The 13,403-nt window shown below is 59.6% G+C and carries 9 protein-coding genes, 1 tRNA gene, 1 pseudogene and 1 riboswitch; of the genes and pseudogenes, 7 read left to right on the forward strand and 4 right to left on the reverse strand.

Annotation, left to right across the window (positions count from 1 at the left end):
* The first annotated feature begins 161 nt into the window (after positions 1–161).
* Positions 162–2,204, forward strand: coding sequence for a TonB-dependent receptor (locus tag WE862_RS02655; protein WP_042030155.1), 2,043 nt, complete (start codon positions 162–164; stop codon positions 2,202–2,204).
* A 64-nt stretch (positions 2,205–2,268) separates the two neighbouring features.
* On the forward strand, positions 2,269–2,892 hold the full coding sequence (locus WE862_RS02660; RefSeq protein WP_042030214.1) for a PepSY-associated TM helix domain-containing protein: 624 nt from the start codon (positions 2,269–2,271) through the stop codon (positions 2,890–2,892).
* 204 nt (positions 2,893–3,096) lie between these two features.
* Here the strand turns inward: WE862_RS02660 and WE862_RS02665 are convergent.
* A tRNA-Leu gene (locus tag WE862_RS02665) sits at positions 3,097–3,182 on the reverse strand.
* 143 nt (positions 3,183–3,325) lie between these two features.
* Here WE862_RS02665 and WE862_RS02670 point away from each other — a divergent pair.
* Positions 3,326–3,859 carry an RDD family protein gene (locus WE862_RS02670; protein WP_042030156.1) on the forward strand — a complete coding sequence of 178 codons (534 nt, stop codon included), beginning with the start codon at positions 3,326–3,328 and terminating at the stop codon, positions 3,857–3,859.
* Positions 3,860–3,920: 61 nt separating this feature from the next.
* On the opposite strand, the gene lptG is transcribed toward WE862_RS02670, so the two are convergent.
* Positions 3,921–4,991 (reverse strand): LPS export ABC transporter permease LptG, encoded by a 1,071-nt coding sequence (lptG, locus tag WE862_RS02675; RefSeq protein ID WP_042030158.1) that lies wholly within the window; start codon positions 4,989–4,991, stop codon positions 3,921–3,923.
* A 25-nt stretch (positions 4,992–5,016) separates the two neighbouring features.
* Positions 5,017–6,129 carry an LPS export ABC transporter permease LptF gene (lptF, locus tag WE862_RS02680; RefSeq protein WP_042030159.1) on the reverse strand — a complete coding sequence of 371 codons (1,113 nt, stop codon included), beginning with the start codon at positions 6,127–6,129 and terminating at the stop codon, positions 5,017–5,019.
* Between the two features lie 172 nt (positions 6,130–6,301).
* Here lptF and pepA point away from each other — a divergent pair, with 172 nt between their 5' ends.
* From pepA to WE862_RS02695, 3 genes are all read left to right on the forward strand, one after another.
* Entirely contained in the window at positions 6,302–7,810 is a 1,509-nt protein-coding gene (pepA, locus tag WE862_RS02685; protein WP_033115499.1) for a leucyl aminopeptidase, read from the forward strand.
* A 175-nt stretch (positions 7,811–7,985) separates the two neighbouring features.
* Positions 7,986–8,441 (forward strand): DNA polymerase III subunit chi, encoded by a 456-nt coding sequence (locus tag WE862_RS02690; protein ID WP_042030160.1) that lies wholly within the window; start codon positions 7,986–7,988, stop codon positions 8,439–8,441.
* A 65-nt stretch (positions 8,442–8,506) separates the two neighbouring features.
* Entirely contained in the window at positions 8,507–11,359 is a 2,853-nt protein-coding gene (locus tag WE862_RS02695) for a valine--tRNA ligase (protein ID WP_041210087.1), read from the forward strand.
* Positions 11,360–11,426: 67 nt separating this feature from the next.
* Here WE862_RS02695 and WE862_RS02700 read toward each other — a convergent pair.
* Positions 11,427–12,413: pseudogene (locus tag WE862_RS02700) on the reverse strand (sodium:calcium antiporter).
* An 87-nt stretch (positions 12,414–12,500) separates the two neighbouring features.
* Positions 12,501–12,608, reverse strand: a riboswitch (yybP-ykoY riboswitch).
* 172 nt (positions 12,609–12,780) lie between these two features.
* Between WE862_RS02700 and WE862_RS02705 the strand changes: the two are divergent.
* Positions 12,781–13,368, forward strand: a complete 588-nt coding sequence (locus WE862_RS02705) for a superinfection exclusion B family protein (protein WP_041210085.1) — start codon at positions 12,781–12,783, stop codon at positions 13,366–13,368.
* Positions 13,369–13,403 lie beyond the last annotated feature (35 nt).

Below are 13,403 nucleotides of genomic sequence, written 5' to 3' on the forward strand. Positions count from 1 at the left end.
CATCGCCCGCGCTTATCTCCCTCTACACACTTCCATTTTCACCTTGTCATAGAAATGAAAATCAATATCATTGGCATCCCGATTTTTCGGGATAGATACTAATTACAATTAAATCAACAAGTTCAGGCCATCAGGCCGCACCTTCAAGAGTCAAATTGAATATGCAGCACTCTCACTTTCGCAGAACCCTCATCTCGCTGGCACTGTTCGGTACAACCCTTCATGCCCAGGCAGCCGATGAAACCATGACGGTCGTCGGCAAGCGCAGCCAGCACGAGGAGGTCGCGACAGCGACCCGCACCAGCACGCCGGCAAAACTGGTGCCGCAAGCCATCGACAGCGTCAAGGCAAGCGAGCTGACCGCCTTCGGCCAACCCACCCTGAGCGAAGCTCTGGCCGGCATTCCCGGGGTCAACGCCAGCGGTGATACCCGCTTCGACGGGGTCAATATCCGTGGCTTCAGCGCCAGCAACGACTTCTATCTCGACGGATTTCGCGATGACATGCAGTACACCCGCGATCTCGGCAATATCGAGCGGGTCGAGGTATTGAAAGGGCCGGCAGCCGTGCTCTACGGCCGTGGCAGCACGGGCGGCATAGTGAACCGGGTCAGCAAGACACCGCAAAAGGGACAAGCCTCCAGCGTCACAGCCCGGGTTGGCAGTTTCGACACTCAGCGGTTGGCCGCAGACCTCAATGGTGAAGCGAGCGAGCAGCTGCAACTGCGCCTCAACATGGCGCAGGAGGATAAAGATAGTTTCCGCAACGGAGTAACCGGCAAGCGCACCCTGCTGGCACCGTCAGCCAACTGGGAGATCAGCGACAACCTCAACTGGCTGGTGCAGTTCGAGCGCAACGAGCACAACCGCACGCCGGATCGCGGTATTCCCGGCGTCAATGGCCGACCGGCAGATGTGCCACAAGAGTATGTTTACAGCGACACCAGCCGCGACTTCATCGACGATGTGGCACAGTCGACCCGCTCCCGCCTCTCCTGGGATATCAACGATCAGTGGCAACTGCGCCAGCAACTCGCTTACACCACCCTCGACAGCCAGTTCGACAACACCTATGTCACCAGCGTCAAAGGGGATAAGGTGACCCGCTCTCGCTGGCAGCAGGATTTGAAGGCCAAAAACCTGATTAGCAACACCGAGGTAGAAGGCCAGCTGCAAAGCGGCCCCGTCGAGCATCGTCTGCTGATCGGTCTGGAGCAGGATTGGCAGGCACGCACGCCCAAGCTCTATCAGAATGCCGACCCCATTGCACCCGGCAACCTCTATGACCCGGGCTCGCTGCCCAGCTACAACGGCCCGATGAAGCTCTCCAGCGATGCCAACCACAAGGTGCGTGGCAACGGCATCTATCTGCAGGATCAGCTCAGCCTGGGCGACTGGCATCTGGTGGGTGGGCTGCGTCGCGATGACTTCACCGTCACCAGCCGCCGCAACGACCTCAACAAGGAGGAGACCCTTTCGGTCACCAGCCTGAGTCCGCGCCTGGGCCTGGTATGGAATCCCCTTGAGGAGCATGCGTTCTACGCCTCCTACAGCAAGACCTTTACCCCGGTGGGCGGCGAGCTGATCGGGTTCACTCCGGGAGACCCCAACAACCATCTGGAACCGCAGCACACCCGTCTCTACGAAGGGGGCGTCAAGAGCGACTGGCTGAATGGCCGGCTGGCGACCACTATCTCTGTCTACCGGCTGGAGATGTACAACAAACGCAGCAAGGATCCGCTGGATCCCACCAAGGTGATCCTGACCGGATTGCAGCGTACCGACGGGATCGAGCTGAGCGCCCGCGCCCAGCTGACCGACGAGCTCTATCTGCGTGGCGGTATCGCCATTCAGGATGCCGAGCAGGTTAAGGCGGATGCCGATCTGCAGGGCAAACGGCCGATGAACGTCTCTCGCCAGAATGGCCAGCTGTTCGCGGGTTACCAGAGCGGCAAACTGGGCTGGTTTGGCGAGGCTGGGATGACAGCAGTGGGTGATCGCTTTGCCGACAACGCCAACACCACAGTGTTGCCCGGCTACGCTCGCTTCGATGCCCGTGCCGGTTACCGCTGGCAGCAGTGGGAAGCCGAGCTGAGCGCGGAGAACCTGACCGACCATGAATATTTCGTCAGCGCCACCGGCGCCACCCAGATCATGCCGGGAACGCCCCGTCAGCTGATGCTGACCGGCAGCTACCGCTTCTGAACCCTGTAACCGACCATCCTCACTGGCCAGCCCTTGCTGGCCAGTTTTTTATGAAACACAGATGATGAAACGCAGAAGAATTCCCCTTCACAACAACAAATGGGTGCGCCGCCTCCATGCCTGGGCCGGTTTTTTTACCCTCGCCCTGATGCTGATGTACGGCATCACCGGGCTCTGGTTGCAGCACAGGGCCGTATTGCCGCTACCCGGCCCCCATACCGTCAAGTCGAGCGAAGAGATAGAGCTGACCGCACCACTGGCCAGCCCCGATGAGCTGAAGAGTCTGCTGCAGCAACGCTACGCGGACGGATTCGAGGAGGGGCGCGCCATGATCACCCCGGCCCAGCGACTGCCGACACCATCCGGTGAACTCACCCTGCCCGCCCGCTGGGAGATGCGTGGCGTCACCCTCACCCACAGCGTGGCCGCCAGCTATGTGGAAGGCACCCTGCTGGTACGCACCGACTTGCAGCAGGCGAACTTTGCCGCCAGCCTCAACCGGCTGCATCGCGGCATGGGAACTGGCCTTGGTTGGCAACTGTTTGGCGATCTCGCCGCGCTGGCACTGCTGCTGCTTGCCCTCACCAGCCTCTTTATGTGGACCAAGCTGCACGGCTCACCCAAAGCCGTCGCCCTGATGCTCTTTGGCGGCGCTTTTGGCACCTTGCTATTTGCCCTGTGGGGATAAATATCTTCGCCAGAACAAGTTATTACACTCGAACGGGCGGAATACTGGCAGAAAAAGCAGCTTTCTGGCGGCAAGAAAAGAGAGGGATACGCGGGCGAGTTAAAAGAGGAAAAAAAGCCGCTCCAGCCATGCAGAGCGCCGAGAAATAAAAAGCGGAAAAAACAAAAGGCCATCATTGCTGATGGCCTTTTGTCATGAATTTGATGGTGCCCGGGGTCGGACTCGAACCGACACGGTTATTCACCGGCGGATTTTGAATCCGCTGCGTCTACCGATTTCGCCACCCGGGCAACTGCGAGGGATTATACGAATGGCTGGATGCCATGCAAGGTGTTTTTCGATTGAACACTCCTGTTTGTTCATTTATTCAACGCCTTGCCGACACCGGATCAGTTACATAGAATGCCGCCATCCTTTTAATGGAATAAAAACGATGGCCAAGCATAAAAAAGTCCAACAAACCCCCTCCAAGCCTGCGGCAGTGCAACACCCGTCAGCAGGTCTGCTGCGTCGGCTGGGAGCCCTCATCTACGACTATCTGGTCGTCACTTCGCTGCTCGTCATTGCCGGTTTTATCGGCATGGGCGTCGCCAAACTGCAGCTGGTCACAGGCATAGCCAGCGTGCCGGCGGGTGAAGATACCGTCTGGTTGCTGACCCGCCATCCCCTGAGCCTGATCTATACCCTGTGGCTCGCCTTTGTCATCTGCGGTTTCTACACCTGGTTCTGGACTCGCGCCGGCCAAACGATCGGCATGCGGGCCTGGCGGCTGCGCATCCAGAACGAAGATGGCAGCAATATCCGCATCACTCAGGCGCTGATCCGGCTCGCCACTGCCGCCTTCGGCCTTGGCAATCTGATGTGTCTCTTCAACCGCAAGGCACCGCGCGCGTTTCAGGATATCTGGGCAGAGTGCCAGGTCGTGGTATTGAGCAAACAGGAAAATCTGGAACTGCTGAACAAGTAAACCTTGCTCGACAGGAACGAAAAAGGGCACCGAAAGGTGCCCTTTTTACATTCCAGAACCGCTACTGTTTGCGGCCGAGGATATAGAGCGATATGCCGCCAAAAAGCAGGCTGGGGGCAATCGCCGCCAGGATCGGGGGAACCGAGTAGACCAGCGTAACGGGGCCAAATACCCGATCACTCACGTAGACGGCAAAACCGGTCATGATCCCCATCAGCATCCGCGCCCCCATGCTCACCGAGCGCAGCGGGCCAAAAATAAACGAGGATGCCAGCAGGATCATGGCCACCACCGAGAGGGGGGCCAGCAACTTGCGCCACATCTCCAGCTTGTAGCGGCCGGCATCCTGCTTGTTGGCATCCAGATAGCCGATGTAGTCGCGCAGGCCGGATATCGAGAGGTTCTCCGGATCGATACTCACCACCCCAAGCTGCTTGGGTGTCAGTTCTGAGCTCCACTCCATCTGGGCATGCTGTTCGCTCTGCACCCGGGTCGGATCATCAAAGCGGGTGACCTGTACCTGCTTGAGCAGCCAGTGGTGCTGTTCAAACGTCCCCTCCTGCGCCTGAACCACATCGATCATCTTGCGCTCGGGGGTAAAGCGGTAGAGGGTGATACCGGTCAGCGCGCCATCATTGCGCACCCCGTTGATATTGACGAAGTTGTTGCCATCGCGAGCCCACACCCCGTAGGCGGAGACGGTCAACCGCCCTTCGGAGATTGCGCCGGCACGGATATCATCCGCCATCCGCTTGGCGACAGGGGCCACATACTCCCCCATCAGCAATACCAGAATCATCAGCGGGATCGCCGTCTTGAGCGCGGCCATCACGATACTGATCTTGGAGCGGCCCGCCGCCTGCATCACCACCAGCTCGGAGCTGGTCGCCAGCTGACCCAGACCGATCAGACCGCCCAAGAGAGCCGCCAGCGGGAAGAAGAGTACCGCCTCTTTCGGCATCGAAAGCAGCACATAGTAGAGGGCATTGATCATGTCGTAGTTGCCCTCACCGACCGAGCGCAACTGCTCCACGTACTTGATGAGGGCAGCAAGGCCAACCAGCGTGATCTCACACAGCAGGATCGACATAAAGATGACCCGGCCGATATATCTGTCGAGAATGCCAAACATCAGCAGAAGTTCCTATGTTGCAGCATCATGCTGATTTTCTGTTGAAATAACGCCCTTTCACCCCGTTCCACCAGCTGGTGCCCTGCAGGTTGAGGGGCAAACCGATGAAAAGCAGGTAACCGAGCGGAACCAGGAACATCCCCGGCCAGTAGGGTAACCGGCCGCTGTCGATGGCCGAACGGGCGGCACTGAGCAGCAGGAAGTAAGAGAGGTAGAGCATGATGGCAGGCAGCAGCTTGGCGTAACGGCCCTGACGGGGATTGACCCGCGCCAGCGGCACCACCAGCAGGGTCAGCACCGGAATCGAAAGCGGCAACGAGAGGCGCCACTGCAGCTCCGCCATCATGGAGTTGTCTTGGGTACCGAACAGCTCCATGGTCGGCTTGGCTGCCGCCTTGCGGTTGGAGCGCTCCATCTCCTGCTGGCGAATGATCAAGCCGTACTCGCGAAAATCGGAGACCTGGAACTGCTTGCCGGAGAAGTTGCCCTCGTAGCGGGACCCATCGATCAGGGTCAGCCACTGCAAACCGTTGGCATCCACCGTCACCACCCCTTCGGATGCCACCACCACAGAGGGAGGATTGTTCCCTTCGGGTCGCTGCAGCACGAAGATTTTGTGCAGTTTGGAGCCGTTATCATTCAAATCCTGGATGTAGGCAACCAGACGCCCCTTGTCGAGCTCCATAAAGCGACCCGCCTGCAGGAAGGAGATACCGGGATCAGCCTTGAACTCGTCGATCACCTGATACTCGCGCTCCTTCGCCTGCGGGGCGATCCAGCCGGTATTGAAGGCAGCGACAGCGGCGGTGAGCAGCGCCAGAAACATGGCATTGCGCATCACGAAACGGTGGCTGAAACCAACCGCATGCATCACCGTCATCTCGCTTTCGGCATAGAGGCGCCCGTGAGCAAACAAGATGGCCAAAAACAGGCTGATTGGCAGCATCAACAGCGCCATGTTGGGCAGGTTGAGCAGCAGCAGGGTGGAGACCAGACGTGTCGGTACCTCGCCGTCGGCAGCGTCGCCAATAATTTGGATAAATTGCTGGCTGACAAAGATAAGCAGCAACACGAATAACACTGCCAGCTGGGTTTTCAGGGTTTCCCTGAACAAATATCGGAAAACGATCACAGTCATTCCCAAGTAAACTTGTGTTTTTAGTCGAATGCCTGAAAAATAGGGCCGTATATTGGATTTTTACCAGTTTAAACTGCGGAGCCAGTGGCTGTTCGCTCCGCCTCTGATACCCCAACAAGCACCGCATTATTCAATAAAAGGTGCCTTTTGTCTTTAGGATGTAGGAGATTCCATGGAGTTCAGTGTAAAGAGTGGCAGTCCTGAGAAGCAACGGAGCGCCTGCGTCGTAGTCGGCGTATTTGAGCCTCGTCGCCTCTCTCCGGTTGCCGAACAACTGGACAAGATCAGCGATGGCTATATCAGTTCGCTGCTGCGCCGTGGCGACCTGGAAGGGAAACCAGGCCAGATGCTGCTGCTGCATCAAGTACCGGGCGTGCTCAGCGAGCGCGTACTGCTGGTCGGATGCGGCAAGGAGCGGGAACTCGACGAACGCCAGTACAAGCAGATCATCAACAAGACCATCACCACCCTGAACGAAACCGGCTCCATGGAAGCGGTCTGCTTCCTGACCGAGCTGCACGTCAAGGGTCGGGATACCTATTGGAAGGTGCGTCAGGCGGTAGAAACCACCAAGGCGGGCCTCTACAGCTTTGATCAGTTCAAGACCAACAAGGCCGAGCCACGTCGCCCGCTGCGCAAGCTGGTATTCAACGTGCCGACGCGTCGGGAACTGACCATTGGTGAAAAAGCCATCGCTCACGGCTTGGCCGTGGCCAAGGGTGTGCGGGTCTGCCGCGACGTGGCGAACATGCCGCCCAACGTCTGCAATCCGGCCTATCTCGCCTCTCAGGCCCGTCGTCTGGCCGATGCCTACGACAACATCACTACCAAGGTGGTGGGCGAGCAGGAGATGGCCGAGCTCGGCATGAACTCCTATCTGGCAGTGGCTCGCGGCTCCGACAACGAAGCCATGATGGCCATCATCGAGTACAAGGGTCATCCTGATGCCAAGCCCATCGTCTTGGTCGGCAAGGGTCTGACCTTTGATTCCGGCGGTATCTCCATCAAGCCGGCCGACGGCATGGACGAGATGAAGTACGACATGGGTGGCGCCGCCTCCGTGCTCGGTACCATGCATGCGCTGGCCCTGTTGCAATTGCCAATCAACGTGGTTGGCGTGCTGGCAGGCTGCGAGAACATGCCGGGTGGCAACGCTTATCGTCCGGGTGACATCCTCACCTCCATGTCCGGCCAGACCATCGAAGTGCTCAACACCGATGCGGAAGGTCGTCTGGTGCTGTGCGATGCGCTGACCTATGTGGACCGCTTCGAGCCGGATACCGTGATCGACGTGGCGACCCTGACCGGAGCCTGCGTCATCGCGCTGGGTCACCACACATCGGGTCTGCTGGCCAACCACAACCCGCTGGCCCACGAGCTGCTCAACGCCTCCGAGCAGGCGGGTGATCGCGCCTGGCGTCTGCCGCTGTTCGACGAGTATCAGGAGCAGATCGACAGCCCGTTCGCCGACATGGCCAACATCGGCGGTCGTCCGGCCGGTACCATTACTGCGGCCGCCTTCCTGTCACGCTTCACCAAGAAGTACAACTGGGCCCACCTGGATATCGCCGGGACCGCCTGGAAGAGTGGCAAGGATAAAGGCTCCACCGGTCGTCCGGTACCCCTGCTGACCCAGTTCCTGCTGAACCGGGCTGGCGTGGATATCGAAGAGAAAGAGTAACCCTTTCGCCCTGTCTGATGCGTGCATCAACGGGGTTGGCGTTACCCTGAATCACAAGGAAGAGGCCCGCCTCTTCCTTGTTTCATTCTTGAATCAGTGAGTTGCAAGCGGAGAAACACCCCGCGAGCCTCATGAGGCGGTCAATAGTCCGTCACTGCAACACGGGATCAACCTGATGAGCCAAGTGACCTTTTACCTGATGAGCGAACAGGATGACGCGCAGGCCTCGGCCATCGAACGGCTCGCCTGCCAGCTCGTAGCTGATAGCTGGGGTGCGGGCCATATCTACCTGTTCTGCGACGATGAGGCTCAGGCTCTGCGCCTCGACGAGCTGCTGTGGCAGCTGCCGCCGGAGCGCTTCGTGCCGCACCAGCTGCAGGGTGAAAGCGGTCAGGCGCCGGTGGAGATCGGCCACCAGCCGCCGCGCCGGCGCTACGCCCGCCTCATCAATCTGGCCAAACAGACACCTTTGTTTGCAGGACACTTCGCTCAAGTGGTAGATTTTGTCCCCACTGACGAAACACAAAAGCAGCAAGCCCGCGAGCGCTACAAGCACTATCGCCAGGCAGGCCATGCCCTCGAGATGAGGGATCAGCCCGTCCTTGCCGCACCGGATCCGGCGCAGCCCTGACTGCGCCGCCTGTGATCCACGACGAATCAACACCAGAATCCATCCATCCAGATTACGGCGAGACCATGGAAAAGACTTTTAATCACAACGCCATCGAACAGGCGCTCTACCAGCACTGGGAAGCTCAGGGCTACTTCAAGCCCCACGGCGACACCAGCAAAGACTCCTTCTGCATCATGATCCCGCCGCCGAACGTCACCGGCAGCCTGCACATGGGTCACGCCTTCCAGCAAACCCTTATGGATACCCTGATCCGATACAACCGCATGCAGGGCAAAAACACCCTGTGGCAGGCAGGTACCGACCACGCCGGTATCGCCACCCAGATGGTAGTTGAGCGCAAGATCGCTGCAGAAGAGGGCAAGACGCGCCACGATTACGGCCGTGATGCCTTCATCGACAAGATTTGGCAGTGGAAGGAAGAGTCCGGCGGTACCATCACCCGCCAGATGCGCCGTCTGGGCGACTCCGTGGATTGGGAGCGCGAGCGCTTCACCATGGATGAGGGTCTCTCCGCCGCCGTGCAGGAAGTGTTCGTCCGTCTCTACGAAGATGGCCTGATGTACCGCGGCAAGCGTCTGGTGAACTGGGATCCGAAACTCAACACCGCCATCTCCGATCTGGAAGTGGAAAACCGCGAGATCAAGGGCCACATGTGGCACCTGCGCTATCCGCTGGCCAACGGCGCCAAGACCGCTGAAGGCAAGGATTACCTGATCGTCGCCACCACTCGTCCGGAGACCATGCTGGGCGATACCGCCGTGGCCGTGAACCCGGAAGACCCGCGCTACAAGGCACTGATCGGCCAGCACATCCTGCTGCCGCTGGTGAACCGTCTGATCCCCATCGTCGCCGACGAACACGCCGACATGGAGAAGGGCACCGGTTGCGTGAAGATCACCCCGGCCCACGATTTCAACGATAACGAAGTGGGCAAGCGCCACAGCCTGCCGATGATCAACATCTTCACTCTGGACGCCCACGTGCGTGCCGAGGCTGAAGTGGTCGACACCAACGGCAACCCGAGCACCGCCTACGATGCCGCCCTGCCAGCCGAGTTCGCCGGTCTGGAGCGCTTCGCCGCTCGTAAGGCGATTCTGGCCAAGCTGGAAGAGCTGGGTCTGCTGGACGAGATCAAGGATCACGTGCTGCAACAGCCTTACGGCGATCGCGGTGGCGTGCCCATCGAGCCGATGCTGACCGACCAGTGGTACGTGCGCGTGGCACCGATGGCCAAGACCGCCATCGAGGCGGTGGAAGATGGCCGCATCCAGTTCGTGCCGAAGCAGTACGAAAACATGTACTTCTCCTGGATGCGCGACATTCAGGACTGGTGCGTCTCCCGTCAGCTGTGGTGGGGTCACCGCATCCCGGCATGGTATGACGACGCCGGCAACGTCTACGTTGGCCGCAGCGAAGATGAAGTGCGTGCCAAGCACAGCATCCCGTCCGTGACTACCCTGCGTCAGGACGAAGACGTGCTCGACACCTGGTTCAGCTCCGCCCTGTGGACCTTCTCTACTCTGGGCTGGCCGAACAACACCGAGGCACTCAAGACCTTCCACCCGACCGACGTGCTGATGAGCGGCTTCGACATCATCTTCTTCTGGATTGCCCGGATGATCATGATGACCATGCACTTCATCAAGGACGAAAACGGCCAGCCGCAAGTCCCGTTCAAGACCGTCTACATCACTGGTCTGATCCGTGACGAAGAGGGCCAGAAGATGTCCAAGTCCAAGGGCAACGTGCTGGACCCTCTCGACATGATCGACGGCATCTCGCTGGAAGATCTGCTGGAGAAGCGCACCGGCAACATGATGCAGCCGCAGATGGCCGAGAAGATCGCCAAGCGTACCGCCAAGCAGTTCCCGGAAGGGATCGATGCCCACGGCACCGACGCCCTGCGCTTCACGCTGGCGGCGCTGGCCTCTACCGGTCGTGACATCAACTGGGACATGAAGCGCCTGGATGGCTACAACAACTTCTGCAACAAGTTGTGGAACGCCTCCCGCTATGTGCTGATGAACACCGAAGATCAGGATTGTGGCTTCAACGGCGGCGAGATGCAGTTCAGTCTGGCGGATCGCTGGATCCAGTCCCAGCTGCAGGTGGCTATCCGTGACTTCCGTACCGCCCTCGATACCTACCGCTTCGACATCGCGGCTGGCGTGCTGTACGAATTTATCTGGAACCAGTTCTGTGACTGGTATCTGGAGCTGACCAAGCCGGTACTGACCAAGGGTTCCGAGGCCGAGCAGCGCGCTGCCCGCCACACCTTGGTGACCGTGCTGGAAACCCTGCTGCGTCTGGCGCACCCGATCATCCCGTTCATCACCGAGACCATCTGGAAATCGGTCGCCCCGCTGGCTGGCGTACACGCCGATACCATCATGATTCAGGCCTTCCCGGAGTTCGACGCCGCCAAGGTGGACGAAGCCGCGATGGCGGATCAGGAGTGGGTGAAGGAGTTCATCGTCAGTATCCGCAACATCCGTGCCGAGATGAACGTGGCGCCGAGCGTGCCCCTCAACGTGCTGCTCCAGTGCGATGCCAAGGATGCCCAGCGCGCCGCTGACAACGAGGCCTTCCTCAAGTCCCTGGCCCGTCTGGAATCCATCCGCGTACTGGCGGACGGTGAAACTGCCCCGCTGTCAGTGAAGAAGCTGATCGGCGCTACCGAGCTGATGATCCCGATGGCTGGTCTCATCGACAAGGACGCCGAACTGGCCCGTCTGGCCAAAGAGGTTGCCCGCCTGGTGGGCGAGTGCGGCCGTATCGAAGGCAAGCTCGGCAACGAAGCCTTCGTCGCCAAGGCGCCGGAAGCGGTCATCGCCAAAGAGCGCGAGAAGCTGGAAGATTACCGTCTCCAGCTGACCAAGCTGGAAGCCCAGCAGGCCGAGATCGCCGCGCTGTAAGCACCGCCCCAACCGATACAACAAAGCCCCCTGCCAAGGGGGCTTTTTCATATCCGCGCTTCCCGCTTCAGCTCACCAGCAGCCAGCCGCAAAAACCGAGATAGAGCAGACCGACCAGCGCCAGCCGTCCGGCGGTCATGGTTCCTTTTCTGAATCCCCACCAGAGCAACCCCACCGCCAGCAACGTCACCAGCGAGGAGGCCATCATGGCACCATCCAGCAGCCAGGGGGTAAAGAGCAAACAGAACGCCTTGGGAATAGTGCCCTGGATCATCATGGCCCCGGAGATATTGGCCAGCGCCAACCGGTTCTTGCCCTGTCGCACCCAGATCAGCACGTTCATCAGCTCCGGCATCTCGGTCGCCACCGGACTCAGCAACAGGGCCGCCAGCACCGGCGAGAGACCAAACAGCTCGCCCATGCTCTCCAGCTGATGGACAAACAGCTGGGCCGCCAGCGCTACCACCACCAACGCGGCCAGCGTCTGCAGCAACACCTTGCCAAGGGGCGGGATCCCGGCATTTGGAGCCAGCTTGAGGGGCTCCGGCAATTCGACTTCGTGGCTGTCAGCCAGTTTCAGCTCACGCCTTACATAGACGAGGTAGACCAGCAGGAAGAGCGGGGCCAGCCAGCTCTTGCCGGTGAAAGCGACCAACCCCAGCGCGGTCGCCACCAGAAAGATCCCCATAAACCAGCGCTGATCCCGACCAATCTCACGCTGCACCTCGCCATCGATGGCGCGTTTGGTACGCCCCATGCAAAGCAGCAGGGTGAGGCCAACCGCCGCATAGCCGATGGTGGCCAGCACCAGCGGCCCGCCAAGGGCGGCGCCAATGCCGATCTCCTGCTGGGCGGTCGTGTTGCCCATCAGCAGGGCGGTCAGGGTCACGATACACTCGGGCAGCGCCGTACCCAGTGCCGCCAGCAGGGAGCCGGTGGCGCTTTGGGAGAGTTTGAAGTGGTGGCCGGTTCACTCGATGCCGTTGACGAAGTATTCGCAAGCAAGGTAGATGGTGACCGCAGAGACGAGAAATAACAGCAGGGTAATCAACATAATAGATACCGCCAGGCGAGCAGAATAACCGATGGACCCGACATGGCTCGCCCGGCTGGCGTGCATATCGAGGCCAAAGGTCTTGCAGAGCGATAGTGCCTATCGCCGCCCATGCCATGGATACGAGGATCCAAGAGTGTTGACATGGGCCCGGCCCGGAATGCGGGCGGGTTGCTACTCCCCAATGACTGAGGGGACGTTTTACCAACTCGACCGCCGCCTCACAAGGCAAATTAATGACAACTCATTCAATAAGTTGTAAGGGAATGTAACCTCGCCAGCCTCCCCTCCCCGCCGTCATTGCGCTGTTGGCACACCGATTGCTGTAGGTAGTTCACTATCCACAACAGTTTGGGAAGGATGAACAATGAAACGGTGGATCCAACATTTCTATCAACTGAACCGCCTCAACTGGATGATGGTCTGGTTGTTGCTCTGTTGCAGCATCATTTTGCTGTTTCCGGCCGGACTGATGAAGGGGGCCGTCAGCCAGTGGGCCACGACCCACGCGGCCTGGCTGGGTGTCGGCATGCTGATCGCCATCTCCTACTTCTGCAGTCAGGGCTTCCTGATCGCCTGGGAGTGGGCCTGTGATGAGTGGCAGGCACGCCGCCAACAGGATCAGCTGGCCCAGATGATCAGCTTCCTCGATTTCAACGAGAAGGCGGTGCTGCGCGAGTTCGTACTACAGCGCAAAAGCGTCATAAACCTGCCGATCACCGAGCCCGCCGTCAAAAACCTGATGGATGCCGGCGTCCTCACCTACGCCTACGGCAAACCGACGCGCGAGAAAGAGGACGAGAACCAGATCCGCGCCCTGATGATCGCCTTGCCCGCCCGACCGCTGCTCACCTACAAGGTGCTGGGGCTGTCGCGTGGCAAGATGAGCGACGAGCAGGTGGAGCAGATCATGAATGCCAGACCCAAGTTCGCCCAGAAGAGCCTGCAGCGCTAATCAGCGCCCGCTGATATAAAAAGAGCCGGACACTG

The organism is Aeromonas jandaei (assembly GCF_037890695.1).
Taxonomy (GTDB): Bacteria; Pseudomonadota; Gammaproteobacteria; order Enterobacterales; family Aeromonadaceae; genus Aeromonas; species Aeromonas jandaei.

Coding starts and splice junctions, on each gene's coding strand:
- WE862_RS02660 (WP_042030214.1), top strand. CDS start 2,269: ATGAAACGCAGAAGAATTCCCCTTCACAACAACAAATGGGTGCGCCGC.
- WE862_RS02670 (WP_042030156.1), top strand. CDS start 3,326: ATGGCCAAGCATAAAAAAGTCCAACAAACCCCCTCCAAGCCTGCGGCA.
- WE862_RS02690 (WP_042030160.1), top strand. CDS start 7,986: ATGAGCCAAGTGACCTTTTACCTGATGAGCGAACAGGATGACGCGCAG.
- WE862_RS02655 (WP_042030155.1), top strand. CDS start 162: ATGCAGCACTCTCACTTTCGCAGAACCCTCATCTCGCTGGCACTGTTC.
- WE862_RS02705 (WP_041210085.1), top strand. CDS start 12,781: ATGAAACGGTGGATCCAACATTTCTATCAACTGAACCGCCTCAACTGG.
- pepA (WP_033115499.1), top strand. CDS start 6,302: ATGGAGTTCAGTGTAAAGAGTGGCAGTCCTGAGAAGCAACGGAGCGCC.
- lptG (WP_042030158.1), bottom strand. CDS start 4,991: ATGTTTGGCATTCTCGACAGATATATCGGCCGGGTCATCTTTATGTCG.
- lptF (WP_042030159.1), bottom strand. CDS start 6,129: ATGACTGTGATCGTTTTCCGATATTTGTTCAGGGAAACCCTGAAAACC.
- WE862_RS02695 (WP_041210087.1), top strand. CDS start 8,507: ATGGAAAAGACTTTTAATCACAACGCCATCGAACAGGCGCTCTACCAG.